Below are 16,835 nucleotides of genomic sequence, written 5' to 3'. Positions count from 1 at the left end.
CAAAGTATTAACAAGTAGGGGGAGCAGTGGATGGAAAAAGTAATTAGCTTAGCGCACGGAGATGGAGGAGAATTAAGCCATCGTCTTGTCCAAGATTTATTTGTCGAAGCTTTTAAGCATAATCATGAAGCTATGTTTGATGCTGCGATTATTGATTTAGCATCCAAAAAAATCGCTGTGTCAACCGATTCTTTTGTTGTTAAACCACTGTTTTTCCCAGGTGGTTCAATTGGAAAGATTGCTATAGCAGGCACAGTGAATGATTTAGCAGTTAGCGGAGCGAAACCTCTTTATTTAACATGTGGTTTTGTAATTGAAGAAGGTTTTGCTATTCAAGACTTAAAGAGAATTGTCGAAGATATGGCGAAAGAAGCGAAAAAAGCTGGCGTATCAATTGTAGCGGGTGATACGAAGGTCGTAGAACGAGGCAGCTGTGACGGTGTTTTCATTAATACTACTGGAATTGGAGTAGTTGAAAATCAAGATGTCTCTTCTCCTACATTCAAAGCGGGTGATGCAGTAATCGTTTCAGGCTCTATAGGGGATCATGGAATAGCCATTCTAGCAGCTAGAGGTGAATTAGGTATTTCTTCTCCAGTTGAGAGTGACTGTGCTTCTCTAAATGCTATGTTAGCACCAATTTCTTCTAAAGCGAAAATTATGAGAGATCCAACTAGAGGAGGACTTGCTACTACTTTAGTTGAGATTGCTGAGGATTTTTCAGTTTCTATTGTGCTCGAAGAAAATAAAATAGTCGTAAAAGATGAAGTACATGGTGCTTGCGATTTATTAGGATTCGATCCTTTATATCTAGCAAATGAAGGTAAAGCCATTATCATTGTTTCTGAAGAAGATAAACAATTAGTTCTTGATACATTAAAGCAATTCCCAGAAGGCAAAGATGCTGTATGTATTGGGAAGATTGATTCGACTGAGCAAGGACAACTTATGCTAGAAACACCACTAGGTATCAAACGAAGATTACGTCGTTTGAATGGAATTATGCTTCCTCGAATTTGCTAGTAACCATGAAACAGTAGGGACTTATGAGAAAGAAATTTTTCATAGGTCCTTTTTTCGTTCATAACACTTGTGTTAATGATATTTTCAATCCGTTTATATTCTTGAGGGGGAGAGATAAGCAGAATTGATAGGGCTTGTTTTTTCACTGCTTCTGTATTCGGAAGGAATGTTACCGATTATCTTTTATAATATTGTTGTTTTAAATAAGTTCAGTGAATAAAATTAGCATAAAAAAGTTGATTGGAGCGTAAGATGCAAGACTTCTGAGGGTGCAGTGGAATAGATGAAATCATAAAAGGCATTATGTACCGATTAGGCTCACCCCCCGTGGAAAGCGAGCATCTTGAGTGAAATTCAACTCAACCTATATTCAATAAATTGTTTACTGATAACGAAGTTTGCAAAAATGAAGATAACATAAACCTTAAAAAGATTAGTTAAAGATGGATTATATTCTCATAGACATCAGGGTAATAATATGAAAAAATTGAGGTTAGACTATTATTGGGTAATTTTTAATACTATGAAAATTTTGTTATTGAAGCTTTAAAATGCATCGATAATGAATCCTTTAAATAAGAAGAAATTAATGTTAATAAGCGAGTGGATGTATAGTGGAATCTGAAAAATTTAAAAAAGTGATTGAAGCAGCGAAATTATATTATTTAATGGATTGTAGCCAACAAGAAATCGCTAATAGGCTTAGTATTTCACGTCCAACAGTCTCTCGTTTATTACAGCAGGCTAAGGAAGAAGGTATTGTTGAAATACGTATTAATGATCCATCAGAAGACTGTAAACAGTATGAGAAAGAATTGGAAAAGAAATTTGGCTTGAAGAAAGCAGTAGTAGCTTATGCTCCAGTGTATGAAGAAAATGATATTAAAACAATTATAGGGAAAAAAGCTGCCGCTTATCTTTCTAAGATGGTTAAGGATGGAGATGTAATCGGAACGGTTTGGGGTACGACAATTTATCAGGTTTCAACATATTTGGAGCATAAAGCACTAAAAGACGTTTCTATTGTTCAATTAAAGGGTGGGATTAGTCATTCTGAGAAAAAAACATTTGCATCAGAAACGTTACATTTATTTGAGAAAGCATTTAATGCAAAATCGTTTCAGCTCCCCATACCAGCTATAGTTGATCATGTAGTCGTTAAACAAGCAATCGAGGCCGATCGTCATATAGGAAAATTATTGAATATGGGGAAACAAGCTAATATTGCTATTTTTACTGTAGGAGTTCCTAGGACAGATTCATTACTTTTCCAGCTTGGCTATTTAACAGAAGAGGAAGAGAAAACGATTTCTAAACATGCGGTAGGTGATATATCATCACGTTTTTTTGATAAGGACGGAAATATTTGTGAGCCATTGCTGAATGCAAGAACGATAGGAATTGAACTTGAGGAATTAAAGAAAAAAGAACAATCGATTTTAGTGGCAGGAGGTATGAAAAAAGTAGACGGCATATTAGGTGCTCTGAAAGCAAAATATGCTAACATTCTAATTACAGACAGCTGCACTGCTAAAATATTATTAAATAATGAATAAAAAAAGTGTAGAAGAAGTCGGTTCTTGTTTTCAAAAAATACTGCTTACTTAATGGAAAGCAGTATTTTTTGTTTTTAAAAGCTATTTTCTAAAAGCTTGATTTTTAAATAAGTTCGGTCAGTAATTTTAGAATAACAAGGCCAATGGTGCTGCTAGACTTATTAGGACCAAAGTTTACGAAAATAGCCTTTAGAAAAGACGAATTGATTTTAAACGGAGGTTTTTAATTTTACAAAACGAAAAAGCATAGTTTACAAATGTTCACTATATTGATATATTAATTGTGTAACATGTAAGAATAGTGGTGTAACGCGTAATTAACAGAACGTATTTTAGCAACAACAAAAGTAGTTGATACTTTTGTACATGTTTAAAATGAATAAAACCATTTTTGATTTAGGATCAGATTTAGGAGGAAAATACTATGACAAATGTTTCGAACATTATTGACCATACGGTATTAAAAGCGGATACGGGTAAAGATGCAATTATTAAATTAGCAGAGGAAGCAAAACAATACAAATTTGCTTCGGTGTGTGTAAATCCAACGAATGTTAAATTAACAGCTGAAATATTAAAAGATACTCCAGAAGTAAAAGTTTGTACTGTAATTGGCTTTCCATTAGGAGCCAATACTCCAGAGGTTAAAGCTTTTGAAACAAAGGATGCTATTGCAAACGGAGCAGACGAAGTGGATATGGTTATTAATATCGGTGCATTAAAAGACAAAGACGATGAATTAGTTGAGCGTGATATTCGCGCAGTTGTAGAAGCTGCTAAAGGGAAAGCTTTAACTAAAGTAATTATTGAAACATGTTTGCTAACTGAAGAAGAAAAAGTTCGTGCATGTGAATTAGCTGTACAAGCCGGTGCAGATTATGTGAAAACATCAACTGGTTTCTCTACAGGTGGAGCAACAGCGGAAGATATCGCTTTAATGCGTAAAACGGTAGGGCCTGAAATCGGAGTTAAAGCATCGGGTGGAGTTCGTAGCTTAAACGATGCTAATTCGATGATCGCAGCAGGAGCAACAAGAATTGGAGCTAGCTGTGGAGTTGAACTAGCAAAAGGTGAAGAATCCACTTCTTCATACTAATAGAACTGAAAAAAGAAGGACTGCTTTTAAGACAGTCCTTCTTTTAATAAATACAAAGAGCGAACAAATGTAATTTTATAGTGAACAATTGTAAACTATCTAGATTGAAGAAAATTAGGCACATAATATATCGTAGTGTTTAAACTACAACTATAATAGTTCTAAAAAAACTATGTTCTAAATATTCAATAATACTTTTAGAAATGGTTTGCAAAAAGTAGTGACAGTAGATAAGATTCGTTTGCATTTGAATCACTTAAAAATACTCTTCCTAGAAGAGGGAACGGAAAAAGGGAAAAATACAATAGAATTTACCCTCTCTAAAGCTTTAATGATTGGCATACCAATAATGAAAAAAAGAGTTTGCAATTGCAAACTCAAAACTTTTGTGGTTTAGCCACTTTAATGGAAGCTACCTCACCACAATCTTTACAAAAGGTATAGATTAAAGGAATATTGTATAAATGAAAAAGGGGAAAAAATAGATCTATGCTTTCATATCTAACCTTGCTAAATATATTTTTTTAAAAAATTGTATGACTCATACATGTGTTGAGTCAGAGATCTTTGTTTTTATAAACCGTGGGTGAATTATTAGATATTAGTCTTAATTATCGGTATTTCAAATAATCACGTTATCAAAGTATCTTTGTTTTTCTGCTTAATTATAATGTGGGGAAATATTATAGTAGAACAAACGTATATAGTTGGATCAATTATGTCTATTCCTTTATCATTTTTGAGTCCGAAACAACCTATTAAGAGTAGAAAGAGGCTCCCTATGAATTTATCTAACAAAATGTAGGCAAGATTCAATTTTTACTATTATGCAAGTTTATTTTTCTAACAAACGAAAGTGCTATTACTTAGTACAATTAAATACATCTGTTCATTTGTATTAATGTATCTCAGAGATATATTATATAGTTTTCACTTGAATCATATTCAGACGTTACATAATTATCAATTTTAATATGTATAGATGATGCTAGAATAATAATGGATAAATATAAAAAAAGAATAAAAATTGACATGTAATAGCTCTTTTCAGATAGATTAAAATAGAGTGCTACCATTGTAAATATGGTTAGAATGGTAATAAGAATGCTTATGGTTTCAAAAAAAGGCATTAAACAGAATAATAAAGCGATGAACATTATTGTAATAAATATCAATATAAAGAATATTTTCATTTGTATTATTTAATTTTCTTCTTTTTGCAATTACTTGATAATTATTATATCACGATATATTTGTAGGGTTATATTTTTGAAATAATGATAAGTGTCTGATTTTTCCGAAATAACAACAAGTGAGAGAGTAGTCATTGTAAAGTTAATTTATTATGAGCTGCTTTTGTGATAGCTAAAGATTTTTCTGTTTTTTCAACTTAGTAAAAACAAATATTACCGGACTGTCCAATGCCATTTAATAGCTTCTTTCTCAATACTTTTGACAAAATCGTCCTTCCCGTCACAATATCTATCAATATTATTTGGATACTGATTGGCAAGTTTACTTTTTAACTCCCCATAACTTATGCAGACTTCTGAATGTTTACAAAGGTAGTCTCTGAATGCTAAGTGCCTCTCAATTTCTTCTATGTTGTTATATTGAAATGCGTGAATTTGGTGAGTACGATTATCTCCACCTTTGCGGAAATATCTTCTTCCCGTAATTCCGAATTCTCCCATTACTTCATATCCAATATCTTGAAATTGATTACGGAACGAGTCTAATTTATTAATATCTTTCACCACAAGTAATATATCAATTATTGGTTTTGCTTTTAGGCCTGGAACTGATGTACTACCAATATGAAAACTATTGACCAATTCTTCTTGAAGAATCGTTCTAATAGTCTGTTCTTCTTTTTGATATTTGTTACTCCAATCTTGATTATAATCTACAACTCTTACAATCATAAATAACACTCCATTCATTGAATTTTGTTTCATCTAATTGTGCGTTATGCAAGATTATAAAAAAAATAATGAATTGTCAATGTTTTTTAGTTGCTGGTTTCTATATCATTTTAGTTTAACTTTGTTTTCAGTATGCTTCGTATCTTCTTATTGGATTTATGGATTGAACAAGGATTTTATGAATGAATAGAGAAATTGTTTACAAGAGCTATTTAAATGCTTGCGTAACCTAGCATTTGTAGTAAATCCATTAATATTAGAAGCTATCATTTATAGGAGGTTAGATGATGAAAGAGGAAGCTCTTTTAGCGGTTCAAGAGTATCGTAATGATTTGAATACATGTGATGTAATAAAAATAAATGCCTGGGTATCAGATGAATTTCTAGGTTACTTTGGGTATTACTCTGATGTTGATTTTATTGTCTATACGGGAGAGGAATATAGAGAGGACAATATTGAAACTTTTTCTAACTACGTAAATCAAGAAGCGTACTGGGAATACTATGATTTCACGAGTAGTCTTCGTTCACAAAATGAATTGATTAATAGCTCCAAAGTTGATTTTTATTTAAAAGGAAAAAAAGTTGCATCGGTTTTAGCAATGGAAGTATTCAAGAAAGAACAAGATGGTTGGAAACTTTATAGGCAACATATGGAACGATATGCAGAATAATATATAGAAATCTAGATAGCAGCTAACTAGAATGAAAAAAATAACTAAAAGAGCTAATAACGGTAGATTTTTGTAAGATGAAATATTTTTTATCAAAAACAATATAAGCAATCGGGGGCTTGACATAAGTCATGTGGAAGAGGATAGAATGTGTCGCGATATATACGGAAAACATCGAAAAATCAATCGAATTCTATGAATCATTAGGTTTAATAAAAGTATGGGAAACATTTCAAGACGAAGAAAAACTATGGAAACTTGTTGGCATGAAATTTCCTGAAGGTAATTCAGAGTTAGTATTAAAAAACAATCCTAGTTTGGATTTTACTGAAACTGAAATTGTTGTTGAAGATGTTCAAGAAACCTATGAATCTTTAAAATGTAATCCTGAAGTTAAGTGGATACGCACTCCATTCCCAAATTCTTTAGGTGGTCATGTAGCTGTAATACAAACCCCAGATGGAAATGTTTTTGTTATAGTTGGAAAATAAAACATAATAGATCAAACTGGAAACAACAACCTAAACTGTATCAATTGAAAATTTGAATTCTTATTAACTAGTTATTTGCATGTCTAATTCTATATTTTGTAGTTATACACGGATCAGTAAATAGAAAAAATGGTAGAAGGGTGCTTGTTATCATTGTGTATGTTCATAGTGTTTCATCAACTGTGATATCAGCTTTAAGACACAGTGTTAGTATATCATTATCACCTAATTCGGTGAATAAATTTAGCATAATAAGGTCGATTGGAGCATAAGATGCGAGATTCCTGCGGCAGCAACGGGACAGGTGAGCCTTCACAGGCATTATGGACCAAAGATGCTCATCGCGCACTCCGTGGAAATCGATCATCCTGGTGCAGAATTCAACTCAGGCTCTATTTACTACTTATTCATAGGCAATAAAGTATGCGAAAACAGTCTTTTCTTATGAAAATAGCTGAAGCGGAATGTCTAATACTTTATCGAATATTGTTTAACAGGAGTTTTACATAAAGAAGATATAACGATGAAATGAATGAGAGGATTGAATGAAGTGATAAAAGTTACTAATTTAGGAAAAGTCATAGCTGTCAGTTTAAGTTCTAAACACACATTTAGTAAAGAAAATCGACAAAGTATAAACTTAGTTGAAGGATTAGGTGTTGAAGGAGATGCCCACTTCGGTTCTACTGTTAAGCATCGTTCAAGAGTAGCACAAAATCCGAATCAGCCTAATCTAAGACAAGTGCATTTAATACACACTGAGCTATTTGAAGAATTACGTGACCGTTTTACGATTGAACCTGGACAAATGGGTGAAAATATTACAACTGCTGGAATAAATCTTCTGGAATTGCCTACTGACACGATATTGCATATTGGTGCAAGTGCAATTGTAAAAGTAACGGGTTTACGAAATCCATGTGCTCAAATAGACAATTTTAGACCAGGTCTTTTAAAAGCAGTTTTAGATAATGATGTAGATGGTCATCTAATAAGAAAAGCAGGAATAATGGGGATAATCCTACAGAGTGGCGCAGTTAAAGCTGATGATTGCATCAAAGTAGAATTACCACCAAAGCCATTTAAAAAACTTGAGCGTGTTTAATTTGAGGATTTGCTTCAAAAGGAAGTAGTTGACTGTATATTGTCATTTTTAACCCTTTCTTTTTTTGGCAGAAAAGAATGAACCAACTAGAAAATATACTATTGTAAAAATCACCAATAAGAAAATCAGAAACCCTGCTTGAAAGAAAAGATCAACGATACTCAAAATATATCCCTACCTTTATGATTTTTGGTGAGTGTTAACATGCGATAATTATTACGATGTTGGTATACTATGAGTTGACACGATAGTATAAGAAATCGGACTAATAATTTTGTAAGAAATAAATAAAGATGCTCGTAAAATCAGCAATTCTATTTATCATTATTACATTATTTGGGTTAATTTATAACAAATATTTGCTTAAACAAGTATTCTTAAGTCGCTTCAATCATTTATAAAGTTAGATTTTTGAAGTGTACGTAAGCAGTTACCGAATAGGTTAACATAATATCTATATTGCTCGATGGAATTTTGTATAATTAAAACGACATTGGTAAACATAGGAAGCGGTTTTCTAGCTAGATGTGGAATCCATAGCTGAGTAGCATATCATTGTATCGGGAGGAAAGAAAATGTTTGTGAAAATATATGAATATCATATTAAAGAAGATAAAGAAGAGTTTTTTATAGAAATCCAAAGACAAGTATCGCACATTTATAAAGAAGTATTAAATTGTGAAATTATGTATTTTAAAAATATAAATGATGAAACCAAGTGGATGGAATTGTCTAAGTATAGGAGTGAAGATGAATATTTTAATGGAATCCATAAAATAAATAATGATCCAGATGTTCAAAAACTATTTGAGCACTTTGACTCTTGTTTAGTTCCTGAGAAAAAAGACATTAAAGAAAGTAACTATATATTAAAATTTAAAAGATAAAGTGAAATATTACTAGCTTAAGAAATCGCTTTTGTATAATAGGAATGGACGTAATTGCGTTAACATTAGTCGAGGGAAGTCACCACAACCGCAGTAAAAAGAAACGGGTAGCAACGGGCTCTATACCGATGATAAAAGAAAAAGGGTGTGTGTAGATATAACAGTTTCATTTTCTAATTCCGAAAAAAGCTATATACAGATCGAGCTTTAACTATCATTTTATTATACAGAGAAAAGAGTAGAGAATATAACAAAAGAACAGATTGCATCTGTTCCTTACATTATTCATTATTTTTATCAGCTTTTAACACTTTTTTATTTCTTTTACACCGTTTAGAAAAACTTTTAATGATAAAAAAACCAACAATTAAAGTCAATATATTTAGTGAATCACCGAAATTAATAGATAGACTAAAATGGTTATTCACTTTTATGTCGTTCTTGTTTTTAGTAGTATCTTTTAGCTTCTTTTCCTTGGCATTCATTATTCTACCCCCATATTGTCTAATAATAGTTGATTATATGAACGAATGAATAATTGTATGCGAATATGCATGTGACAAATGACACATTGTTTATCAGTGGTGAAAGTATTGGTCAATCTATCATTTCAAATGAAAGGAAGTAGCTATGTTTTTTTATTTAGGTTCTAATTAAACTATGTTCTAAATGTTCAATAATAAGGTTGATAGCTTCAACAGGTAAATGAAAAATAGTAAGCTTTATTTACAATCGTATGATACTGAGGCCTCTGAAGTTCTAAAAAAACCATGTTCCAAATATTCAATAGTAATTTGAAAGTTAGTTAGTAAGAAAATCAAGTAGCATAACATCTTGATAAATAAAAGGGTAAAAAGAAAAAATTCACAAATTATTATTATCATTAAAATAAATTAAAAAAAAATTACACATTTTTAGAAAAAATTAAATAATATCACTTTATTCCTTCAAACTATAGGAGTAAACTAATTAGGTTAATATAAATGCATATATAGTTGTACATAATAGAAAGATACTTCTTTGATCGCGAGGGAATAGAAATGATTTTTAAAAAGAAAAAGGACAAGTTTGATACTCTTTTAGTGAATATTTCAGAAAATCTAAAACAAGCAGCAGATTATTTTGCGGATTATAAACTAAAAAATATTAGTGATTTAAAAGTATTTACAGAGAAGATGAAAGAATTCGAACATACTGGTGATTCATTTATCCATGAGGTTACGAAAGAATTAAATCAAGCATTTATCACATCTATCGAACGTGAAGATATTCTTCAATTAGCAATGAGCATGGATGATGTACTAGATGGTTTAGAGCATAATGCGGCGTTGTTTGAAATGTATTCGATTATCAATGTTGATGAATATACTCATCAATTGGTGCATGAAATTCAAAATTGTACGTATGAAATTGCTGAGGCGGTTGAATTACTGACTTCCAAAAAATTACCTGAAATTCGTGATCATGCAATTAAAATTAAAGAAATTGAATCAAATTGTGATGAAATTCATCGCCGTAGTATTAAAAATTTATTTACTGTTGAAAAAGATCCAATTCGAATTATTCAATATAAAGAAATATATGAAAGCCTAGAAGAAATCGCTGATTATTGTCAAGGCGTAGCCAATACACTTGAATCAATTATCATGAAAAATGCATAAGGAGTCTAACAGTTATGGATATATTTTTACTAACAATGCTTATTGTAATAGGCGCCTTAGCATTTGATTTTATTAATGGATTTCATGATACAGCGAATGCTATTGCCACTGCTGTTTCAACAAAAGCATTAAAGCCAAAAAGAGCGATTTTACTTGCTGCGACGATGAACTTTATTGGTGCAATGACTTTCACTGGAGTAGCAAAAACAATTACGAAGGATATAGTAGATCCATTCACTTTAGAAAATGGATCAGTAGTAATTCTTGCAGCTTTAATTTCTGCCATTGCTTGGAATTTAATTACGTGGTATTTCGGAATACCAAGCTCATCTTCTCACGCAATAATAGGAAGTATTGCTGGTGCAGCAATAGCAGCATCAGGAATTGGAGCCATTAAACTAGGTGGATTTACGAAAATTATTGAGGCATTAATCTTATCACCAATTTTAGCATTTGCCTTAGGTTATTTAATTTATAGTATTTTTAAGGTCATTTTTAAGAATAATAATCTTCCTAAAACAAATAGACGCTTTAGACATTTACAAATCGCTACGGCTGCCTTACAGTCATACACACATGGAACAAATGATGCACAAAAAACGATGGGTATTATCACGATGGCCTTAATCGCAAATGGATATTTAGAAACATCAGACATTCCATTATGGGTTCAAGTGTCCTGTGCACTAGCCATGGGGTTAGGGACATCAGTAGGTGGCTGGAGAATTATTAAAACTGTAGGCGGTAAAATTATGAAAATCCGTCCTGTAAATGGTGTAGCGGCAGATATGACAGGAGCGAGTATTATTTTTGGTGCGACATTTATCGGCTTACCTGTTAGTACAACACATGTAATTTCGTCTTCTATACTAGGTGTAGGTGCTGCCCATCGATTAAAAGGTGTGAAGTGGGATACAGCTCAGCGAATGCTTATCACATGGGTGATTACTTTGCCGATTTCAGCAAGCATTGCGGCGATTACATATTTAGTCCTTCACTTGTTTATGTGATGTTAGGAATGTTTGAACATTCAGGAATAGAAAATTAAGATAGCGTTTTTTGTGAAATAATTATCAAATGTAGTCATTTGTATTATTTGAATAGAATATACTAAAAAGTTAGGTCATAAAGGATGTACGGGTACATCTTTTGTGGCCTAATTTTTTTATGAATAAATCGGGTAATTTGATTCTTTTCAAGAAGAACGATGATTTCATTAAGTTTTTTATTAATCAATTATGTTTAATACTTCGCAAAATCCTAACTAGAGATAACATCGTTTGCGAATCCATATAATACGAAATTTAATTCAGGGATAAGCTATAAAAATCATATTTTTCTCCGTTGATAAATAGATTGAATTATAATGAACTTTTTTGATAAAGGTGGTGTAAGTATTGTATGAATAATCAACCTATGCAGTTTACTACTGTGAAATCATACGTACCGTATCATAGCGTGTATGATCCTTGTCCACCCATTGGTAAAAAATATTACTCGACTCCACCCAATTTATATATTGGATTCCAACCTCCGAATTTAGAACAATTTTCACCGAAGGAGGCATTAAGAAAAGGTACATTATGGCCGATTTTTTATGATCCATACAAAAATCCATATAAAAAGTAGGTGGGAAATACAATGAATAATCCACTTCCAGAAGAATATTATCAAATATTAGAGGACTTACAGGCAACTGATTTTGTGCTAGTTGAGTTGACGTTATATTTAGACACTCATCCAACCGATCAACAGGCTATTGCCCAGTTTAATGAATTCGCTAAGAAAAGGCATCAAATTCGATATGAATTTGAATCCCGTTTTGGTCCGTTACAGCAATATGGAAATAGTTATTCCGATGCTAAATGGAGCTGGCATAGTTCGCCATGGCCATGGCAAGTATAGGAAGGAGACAGCTATGTGGATTTACGAGAAAAAATTACAATATCCTGTAAAAGTAAGTACATGTAATCCAACCTTAGCAAGATATTTAGTTGAACAATATGGTGGAGCTGATGGAGAATTAGCGGCTGCTTTACGTTACTTGAATCAAAGATACACGATACCTGATAAAGTAATAGGTCTGTTAACCGATATTGGCACAGAAGAGTTTGCTCATCTTGAAATGATAGCGACAATGATCTATAAGCTTACAAAAGACGCAACTCCAACACAACTTAAGGAAGCAGGGCTAGGAGAACATTTTGCTAATCATGATTCTGCACTTTTCTATACAAATGCCTCGGGTGTTCCATTTACAACAAGTTATATTGCTGCAAAAGGAGACCCAATAGCTGATTTATATGAGGATATAGCTGCTGAGGAAAAAGCAAGAGCAACATATCAATGGATTATTGATATGTCAGATGATAAAGACTTAAATGACTCTTTAGCTTATTTAAGAGAACGTGAGATTGTCCATTCACAACGCTTTAGAGAAGCAGTAGAAATTATTAAAGAAGATCAATCTAGGAAAAAGTTTTTTTAATAATTGAATTCTAGATAGAAAAGGGGTCAACTAAATGTTTGACTTCTTTTATTTTGTGCGATTAAAATCCATCTAGTACATCATTCCTCCTCCAAAAGTATTTAATTCATATTTGCTCTAACTTTCATGGTATAGATGATGGTATGATTAAAAGAATGGAAATAAGAGGAAAAGTGAGGGAGTGAAAATTGATGAAGAAGGAAATGAAAATACCGCATAGGATACTTTTAAAACGATTGGCACTCGTATTTGCGGTGCTATTATTAGTGATGGCTACACTTGCAATTGTGGTTTTTTTTGGTTTGTTAGTTCTAGATGCTATCACTCCTAATGATATAAATTATGATTGAGGAGAAAAGTGGACGATTGTAATGGACTTTTACATAGCTAAAATAATTAGTTTTATATAACATTTTTGCTGAGAACTAGAAACATAGTTAGGAAGAGAGAAAAGAAGCTCAAATTTATACTTGAGCTTCTTTTCTCTCTTCATTTTTGTTACCAATAATGCCTGCCCAAAAGCAATAACGTATCCATAATGTAGCTAGAACAATCAATATGATTAATTTTGCTTTAATTGGTAGGAATAACAAAGTCATAATTGTTAGAACGATAAATACGGACATTACAATTAAGTTTTTTTGTTTCTTATTCATATGTACATCCTTTCTTAAGAGGAGTCTCTACTAAGTTATATATTATCACATTATTATATTATTATAATATATTTTGATAAAACTGAAATTTTAATTCCAATCATTTGATAGTGTTCTTGGATAGAAAAGGTTTTAAGGTTAATATTTTAATACACCTAAGGCATCTGCTGTTTTCTGTGCAAACGACAGGGGAGGTTCAACTGATTGAAAATGAACATAAAGGATTGTCGGATTCGTGAATAACCAATGATTATGAACAGCACTTATAATGAGATTGTTTTTCGCAAGTACTTTAACAAATTGAGGTAGTTCATCTTCAAGTACCACAACTTCCCCTAAATTTAAGGCATTACCTTGATTATCCAGAGATTCAAAGGATATTCCAGCGTGTAATTCAGAAGTACTTGGACGTCCTTGGATAGTAACATGTAGATTTCTTTTAAGTTCTATTGAACAGACCCCATGTTGAATTTCCTCTTTGCCATTCACAATTTGAGCGTATTGTTTACATAGTTGATTTATGTTTTGCATTGTAATCACTCCACTTTTTCTACATTTTATGGGGAAAAAACAAAACTAGAACGTGGACATAGGTGATGAATGTTTTGTGAGGTTAATGAGATAACAAGAAAATCTGAATTTATTCTTTACTGCTAAAAAACGTTCACTTTTTTAAGCTAAATCATTATTCATATTTATATGAAAGTAGTAACATAGTAAATGCTACAATTTATCTACACAAAAGGGGATACATCAGAGATGAAAAAGATAGTTTTGGGGCTTATATGTGTTTTAGTATTAATGGGATGTAGTAGTAAATCAAAACTTGTTAGTGAGGATAATAGCCCGAAAACAAATGAAGTAGATTATGATAAATTTTTACACGATTACCTATATAATAAATAGGCTACTTTGATGATTTTACAAATTCATAGTAACATGTAGAAAGATTATGGTTTGCTAGAAAGCATCTTTTTTTACATGCTATTTTGAAATAAGCTCAATCGGAGAGAAAAGTAATGAAATTCTTCGTAAAAAAGAAGCTTATGATTCATTTAATGAGCTTCTTTTTTATTATCATCTTCTAATTTTGCTTTCTTATCAATCACCTTTGACCAAATGGAATAGACGATCCAAAATATGATAACGATAATAAAACCATATGCTTTTTTCGTATCTGGAAGTAAAAGCATAGTGATAATTGTTAAAAATAGAAAAATTGGCATCAAAATCCAATATAATTTTCTCTTCGTCATATGTAGTTTCCTTTCAAAATAAGTTGTTGGATTCTTCTGATTATTATTATTATAATGAAATCTTAATAAAATAGATATTAGATATATCTTATTAACATAATCCTGATCTCTATGCTTATGGAAAAGCAGTACATATCCGGTGTCATAATTATTAATGCTTTTTATTTAAAAACCTGAAATTGTTAAATATTCCCACGGGTGTTATGATTCAAGAAAATAGATGAGGGAGTGTAGTAAATGATCAGTAAAGTTGGTCAAATAATGTTGTATGTTAGTAACCAAGATGAAGCAGTAAAGTTTTGGACAGAAAGAGTAGGATTTAGCATAATTTCTGAAGAAGATAATGGTCAGGGAATGAGATGGATTGAGATTGCTCCATCAAAAAATGCTGAAACAAGTATTATTCTACACAATAAGGAGTTTGTTGCTAAAATGTCTCCTGAATTAAATCTTGGAACACCCTCTTTAATGTTTTTCTGTGAAAACCTAGATCAACTGTATAGCGACTTATCAAATAAAAATATCACTGTTGGAGAAATAGTAAGTATGCCTTCTGGTAGAGTATTTAACTTTGCAGATAACGAAGAAAATTATTTTGCAGTTATCGAAAGAAAGTGAACGATGATTAAGTGAAACAAGAATCGAATTAATCCAATTATTTTTTCATGTGGCGTGGTTTAATATCTTTTCCTTCATAGGATTACCTGCTGTCGTACACATGTTTACTTGTTCTATTTTAGTTTTTTCAAAGTAAAATGATAATCTAGTTAAATCATAAATTATGATCAAATATCTTATTGATAGCAATAAGTAAACATACAAGTTTAACCGAGTAATTTTTTGACAGCAATTCAGATTTAACTCTGAAAGCGAAAAGAGAGAATGTTTTGTATTTAAACCTATAAGGAGATATTAATGGAAATAAGACTTTTACATTCATTAGATACGGAAGAATATCAGAATGTTAGGCTAGAGGCTTTGCAAAACAACCCAGAGTCATTTGCAGCAAGCTATGAAGAAGAAATAGAACATTCTTTAGAATATTATAAGTTCAGATTGAACGAATCTTGTACTTTGGGTGCATTTGATAATAACAAACTAATCGGTGTAGTTTCTTTAGTTAAGGAGTCTAAGCTTAAATTAAAGCATAAAGCTTCTATTTTTGCTGTATATGTTTCTCCTGAAAAACGCGGTTTGAAAATTGGAAAACGACTGATGATTGAGGCCATTAAGAAGGCAAAAGATATGGAAGGAATTGAACAGATTAATTTAAGTGTAGCGGTAAGTAATGAATCGGCAAAGAAATTGTACACTTCTTTAGGTTTTGAAGTGTTTGGTAGAGAGAAAAGAGCATTGAAAATAAATCATATCTATTTTGATGAAGAGTATATGGTTTTGTTTCTTTAAAATAGAATGCTATCGAGATAGCTAGCTTAGATATTTAAAGTGAAGAAAAAAGACTGTTATAGCAGTCTTTTTTCATTTATCAACCCATCTCAAAATTATGTATGGCAGGTAGTACTCATGTCTAAATTACATACGTGTAATGAATATACAATCTTACTATATAGAGAACTAAAATTATAGCATTTAAGAGTATGCATATCACTTTTATGAAAATATTTTTTATACGAAGTGCGTAGGTAATTCCGATTAGCGGTCCAAATACAGTAAACATTCCAACCAATGTTGAAAAGATAGGAAATGTCATTGGTAAAGGATCTTCCGCTATTCTTAATACCTCGCTTGTTAAATATAGTGTCGTACAACTAATAATTATACAAGTAAGGGAGGATAGGAGAGAATTTATTGTTTTCATTGATATAAAACCTTCTCTTAGTATGTAATGTATTCAAAGAAAATTATGAAAGTAAAATGATGTGATTTTTTATTAATTTAGAGAATTATATCTAATGAAATTGATGGATGTATTATAAAAAATTTAAAAAGTGGTGAACAAAATCATTCATAAATTGATGGGTAAAAAATGGATAAGACATCGTCTGTGAAAATTAAA

Annotated in this window: 20 protein-coding genes; 15 read left to right on the top strand and 5 right to left on the bottom strand. The window is 31.5% G+C overall.

The window, feature by feature from the left end; genetic code table 11:
* Window positions 1–30 precede the first annotated feature (30 nt).
* The 3 genes from hypE to deoC all read left to right on the top strand — a co-directional run bounded on the left by hypE (window position 31) and on the right by deoC (window position 3,675).
* A complete protein-coding gene (gene hypE / locus BN349_RS07665; RefSeq protein WP_019241701.1) occupies window positions 31–1,023 on the top strand; it encodes a hydrogenase expression/formation protein HypE in 993 nt (330 codons plus the stop codon).
* A 614-nt stretch (window positions 1,024–1,637) separates the two neighbouring features.
* A complete protein-coding gene (locus BN349_RS07660) occupies window positions 1,638–2,579 on the top strand; it encodes a sugar-binding transcriptional regulator (RefSeq protein ID WP_019241700.1) in 942 nt (313 codons plus the stop codon).
* A gap of 424 nt (window positions 2,580–3,003) precedes the next feature.
* Complete coding sequence (gene deoC, locus BN349_RS07655) at window positions 3,004–3,675, top strand: deoxyribose-phosphate aldolase (protein ID WP_019241699.1); 672 nt, start codon at window positions 3,004–3,006, stop codon at window positions 3,673–3,675.
* 1,406 nt (window positions 3,676–5,081) lie between these two features.
* Here deoC and BN349_RS07650 read toward each other — a convergent pair.
* The gene (locus BN349_RS07650) at window positions 5,082–5,600 is read right to left on the bottom strand and encodes a GrpB family protein (RefSeq protein WP_019241698.1); all 519 of its coding nucleotides are present in this window, start codon (window positions 5,598–5,600) and stop codon (window positions 5,082–5,084) included.
* Between the two features lie 284 nt (window positions 5,601–5,884).
* On the opposite strand from BN349_RS07650, the gene BN349_RS07645 reads away from it, so the two are divergent.
* The 4 genes from BN349_RS07645 to BN349_RS07630 all read left to right on the top strand — a co-directional run bounded on the left by BN349_RS07645 (window position 5,885) and on the right by BN349_RS07630 (window position 8,757).
* On the top strand, window positions 5,885–6,274 hold the full coding sequence (locus tag BN349_RS07645; protein ID WP_232423533.1) for a DUF4440 domain-containing protein: 390 nt from the start codon (window positions 5,885–5,887) through the stop codon (window positions 6,272–6,274).
* Between the two features lie 131 nt (window positions 6,275–6,405).
* Window positions 6,406–6,765, top strand: coding sequence for a VOC family protein (locus BN349_RS07640; protein WP_019241696.1), 360 nt, complete (start codon window positions 6,406–6,408; stop codon window positions 6,763–6,765).
* A gap of 532 nt (window positions 6,766–7,297) precedes the next feature.
* Window positions 7,298–7,870 (top strand): MOSC domain-containing protein, encoded by a 573-nt coding sequence (locus BN349_RS07635; protein ID WP_019241695.1) that lies wholly within the window; start codon window positions 7,298–7,300, stop codon window positions 7,868–7,870.
* 575 nt (window positions 7,871–8,445) lie between these two features.
* On the top strand, window positions 8,446–8,757 hold the full coding sequence (locus BN349_RS07630; protein ID WP_019241694.1) for a hypothetical protein: 312 nt from the start codon (window positions 8,446–8,448) through the stop codon (window positions 8,755–8,757).
* A gap of 281 nt (window positions 8,758–9,038) precedes the next feature.
* Here BN349_RS07630 and BN349_RS07625 read toward each other — a convergent pair whose 3' ends face one another.
* Complete coding sequence (locus BN349_RS07625; RefSeq protein ID WP_019241693.1) at window positions 9,039–9,242, bottom strand: hypothetical protein; 204 nt, start codon at window positions 9,240–9,242, stop codon at window positions 9,039–9,041.
* A 555-nt stretch (window positions 9,243–9,797) separates the two neighbouring features.
* Between BN349_RS07625 and BN349_RS07620 the strand changes: the two genes are divergently transcribed.
* The 6 genes from BN349_RS07620 (at window position 9,798) to BN349_RS25865 (ending at window position 13,256) form a co-directional block, all read left to right on the top strand.
* A complete protein-coding gene (locus tag BN349_RS07620) occupies window positions 9,798–10,418 on the top strand; it encodes a DUF47 domain-containing protein (protein WP_019241692.1) in 621 nt (206 codons plus the stop codon).
* Between the two features lie 14 nt (window positions 10,419–10,432).
* On the top strand, window positions 10,433–11,428 hold the full coding sequence (locus tag BN349_RS07615; protein ID WP_019241691.1) for an inorganic phosphate transporter: 996 nt from the start codon (window positions 10,433–10,435) through the stop codon (window positions 11,426–11,428).
* A gap of 391 nt (window positions 11,429–11,819) precedes the next feature.
* Window positions 11,820–12,047, top strand: a complete 228-nt coding sequence (locus BN349_RS07610) for a spore coat associated protein CotJA (protein ID WP_019241690.1) — start codon at window positions 11,820–11,822, stop codon at window positions 12,045–12,047.
* Window positions 12,048–12,059: 12 nt separating this feature from the next.
* Entirely contained in the window at window positions 12,060–12,323 is a 264-nt protein-coding gene (locus tag BN349_RS07605) for a spore coat protein CotJB (protein ID WP_019241689.1), read from the top strand.
* Between the two features lie 13 nt (window positions 12,324–12,336).
* Entirely contained in the window at window positions 12,337–12,906 is a 570-nt protein-coding gene (locus BN349_RS07600) for a manganese catalase family protein (protein ID WP_019241688.1), read from the top strand.
* 191 nt (window positions 12,907–13,097) lie between these two features.
* Window positions 13,098–13,256, top strand: coding sequence for a hypothetical protein (locus BN349_RS25865; RefSeq protein WP_019241687.1), 159 nt, complete (start codon window positions 13,098–13,100; stop codon window positions 13,254–13,256).
* A 114-nt stretch (window positions 13,257–13,370) separates the two neighbouring features.
* Here BN349_RS25865 and BN349_RS07590 read toward each other — a convergent pair whose 3' ends face one another.
* The 3 genes from BN349_RS07590 to BN349_RS07575 all read right to left on the bottom strand — a co-directional run bounded on the left by BN349_RS07590 (window position 13,371) and on the right by BN349_RS07575 (window position 14,818).
* Window positions 13,371–13,562: a hypothetical protein gene (locus BN349_RS07590; RefSeq protein WP_019241686.1), complete on the bottom strand. Its 192-nt coding sequence runs from the start codon at window positions 13,560–13,562 to the stop codon at window positions 13,371–13,373.
* 138 nt (window positions 13,563–13,700) lie between these two features.
* Window positions 13,701–14,093: a DUF1259 domain-containing protein gene (locus tag BN349_RS07585; protein ID WP_019241685.1), complete on the bottom strand. Its 393-nt coding sequence runs from the start codon at window positions 14,091–14,093 to the stop codon at window positions 13,701–13,703.
* Window positions 14,094–14,617: 524 nt separating this feature from the next.
* A complete protein-coding gene (locus BN349_RS07575; RefSeq protein ID WP_019241683.1) occupies window positions 14,618–14,818 on the bottom strand; it encodes a hypothetical protein in 201 nt (66 codons plus the stop codon).
* Between the two features lie 237 nt (window positions 14,819–15,055).
* Here BN349_RS07575 and BN349_RS07570 point away from each other — a divergent pair, with 237 nt between their 5' ends.
* Entirely contained in the window at window positions 15,056–15,436 is a 381-nt protein-coding gene (locus BN349_RS07570) for a VOC family protein (RefSeq protein ID WP_019241682.1), read from the top strand.
* A 297-nt stretch (window positions 15,437–15,733) separates the two neighbouring features.
* Window positions 15,734–16,225 (top strand): GNAT family N-acetyltransferase, encoded by a 492-nt coding sequence (locus BN349_RS07565; protein ID WP_019241681.1) that lies wholly within the window; start codon window positions 15,734–15,736, stop codon window positions 16,223–16,225.
* Window positions 16,226–16,835 lie beyond the last annotated feature (610 nt).

Origin of the sequence: Bacillus sp. AP8, from assembly GCF_000321185.1 — a bacterium.
Classification (GTDB): Bacteria; Bacillota; Bacilli; order Bacillales; family DSM-1321; genus Bacillus_AD; species Bacillus_AD massilioanorexius.
The sequence above is the reverse complement of the archived record's forward strand: the minus strand, read 5'-3'. Positions and strand labels throughout refer to the sequence as shown.

Bases quoted from the DNA above. Each gene is read 5' to 3' on its own strand.
- hypE (WP_019241701.1), top strand. From the start codon at position 31: ATGGAAAAAGTAATTAGCTTAGCGCACGGAGATGGAGGAGAATTAAGC.
- deoC (WP_019241699.1), top strand. From the start codon at position 3,004: ATGACAAATGTTTCGAACATTATTGACCATACGGTATTAAAAGCGGAT.
- BN349_RS07650 (WP_019241698.1), bottom strand. From the start codon at position 5,600: ATGATTGTAAGAGTTGTAGATTATAATCAAGATTGGAGTAACAAATAT.
- BN349_RS07645 (WP_232423533.1), top strand. From the start codon at position 5,885: ATGATGAAAGAGGAAGCTCTTTTAGCGGTTCAAGAGTATCGTAATGAT.
- BN349_RS07640 (WP_019241696.1), top strand. From the start codon at position 6,406: ATGTGGAAGAGGATAGAATGTGTCGCGATATATACGGAAAACATCGAA.
- BN349_RS07635 (WP_019241695.1), top strand. From the start codon at position 7,298: ATGAGAGGATTGAATGAAGTGATAAAAGTTACTAATTTAGGAAAAGTC.
- BN349_RS07630 (WP_019241694.1), top strand. From the start codon at position 8,446: ATGTTTGTGAAAATATATGAATATCATATTAAAGAAGATAAAGAAGAG.
- BN349_RS07625 (WP_019241693.1), bottom strand. From the start codon at position 9,242: ATGAATGCCAAGGAAAAGAAGCTAAAAGATACTACTAAAAACAAGAAC.
- BN349_RS07620 (WP_019241692.1), top strand. From the start codon at position 9,798: ATGATTTTTAAAAAGAAAAAGGACAAGTTTGATACTCTTTTAGTGAAT.
- BN349_RS07615 (WP_019241691.1), top strand. From the start codon at position 10,433: ATGGATATATTTTTACTAACAATGCTTATTGTAATAGGCGCCTTAGCA.
- BN349_RS07610 (WP_019241690.1), top strand. From the start codon at position 11,820: ATGAATAATCAACCTATGCAGTTTACTACTGTGAAATCATACGTACCG.
- BN349_RS07605 (WP_019241689.1), top strand. From the start codon at position 12,060: ATGAATAATCCACTTCCAGAAGAATATTATCAAATATTAGAGGACTTA.
- BN349_RS07600 (WP_019241688.1), top strand. From the start codon at position 12,337: ATGTGGATTTACGAGAAAAAATTACAATATCCTGTAAAAGTAAGTACA.
- BN349_RS25865 (WP_019241687.1), top strand. From the start codon at position 13,098: ATGAAGAAGGAAATGAAAATACCGCATAGGATACTTTTAAAACGATTG.
- BN349_RS07590 (WP_019241686.1), bottom strand. From the start codon at position 13,562: ATGAATAAGAAACAAAAAAACTTAATTGTAATGTCCGTATTTATCGTT.
- BN349_RS07585 (WP_019241685.1), bottom strand. From the start codon at position 14,093: ATGCAAAACATAAATCAACTATGTAAACAATACGCTCAAATTGTGAAT.
- BN349_RS07575 (WP_019241683.1), bottom strand. From the start codon at position 14,818: ATGACGAAGAGAAAATTATATTGGATTTTGATGCCAATTTTTCTATTT.
- BN349_RS07570 (WP_019241682.1), top strand. From the start codon at position 15,056: ATGATCAGTAAAGTTGGTCAAATAATGTTGTATGTTAGTAACCAAGAT.
- BN349_RS07565 (WP_019241681.1), top strand. From the start codon at position 15,734: ATGGAAATAAGACTTTTACATTCATTAGATACGGAAGAATATCAGAAT.